Origin of the sequence: Citrobacter sp. Cpo037 (assembly GCF_030332945.1) — a bacterium.
Taxonomy (GTDB): Bacteria; Pseudomonadota; Gammaproteobacteria; order Enterobacterales; family Enterobacteriaceae; genus Citrobacter; species Citrobacter portucalensis.
In genome coordinates this window covers 1-757 of sequence record NZ_JAOWGW010000003.1, presented here as the reverse complement: position 1 = coordinate 757, position 757 = coordinate 1, and the positions used below count along the sequence as shown (strand labels likewise).

Here is a 757-nt window from a genome sequence, read left to right as displayed (position 1 = left end):
TCCCGTCGCCAATCTCAGTTGAAATAGTACTGGCTGTCAGTGTTCCGACGCAGGGAATGCTCAGCAAGCGCTGTCCAACCTCATCTTCGTCCAACTTTCGTTTCAACTGGGATTCCAAATCTTTAATCTGCTCAACAAGATAGTGATAATGCTGTTGTAATTTCAGCAATAACTGGCTGAGGTAAAGAGGCAAACTATTATCCTCAAGAATGGTACTCAGTCGGCTAATAACGGCAGCTCCTCGGGGAACGCTAATGCCAAATTCCAGCAGAAAAGCATGCATTTGATTGGTTGTTTTTACCTTATCCTGAACCAGGGATTCACGGACACGATGCAGAGCCCGCATTGCCTGCTGAGATTCCGTTCTGGGCTGCACAAAACGCATAGACGGACGCGATGCAGCTTCACAAATAGCTTCGGCGTCGACAAAGTCGTTTTTATTGCTTTTAACGAACGGGCGGACAAATTGTGGTGATATCAGCTTTGGGGAATGCCCCAACTCTTCCAACTTGCGTGCCATAAAGTGAGAACCGCCACAGGCTTCCATTGCGATGGTTGTAGCGGGGCATGTCGCCAAAAATTCGATCAACTTTGGCCGGGTAAATTTTTTACGGTAAACAGCCTTCCCGCGACGATCCTGGCAATGAATATGGAAAGAGTTTTTACCCAGATCGATACCAATGAGCGCAATGTTTTCCATGATAGTTCTCCGAATGAAAGCCTGTCCTCAGCATAGTACCGGGAAGGAGGGAGTGAC

At 47.6% G+C, this 757-nt stretch carries 1 protein-coding gene; it reads right to left on the bottom strand.

What is annotated here, in order from left to right:
• On the bottom strand, positions 1-700 hold a 700-nt coding region (locus tag OGX94_RS00010), incomplete at its 3' end, for an IS110-like element IS4321 family transposase (RefSeq protein WP_001326386.1).
• Between the last annotated feature and the right edge of the window lie 57 nt (positions 701-757).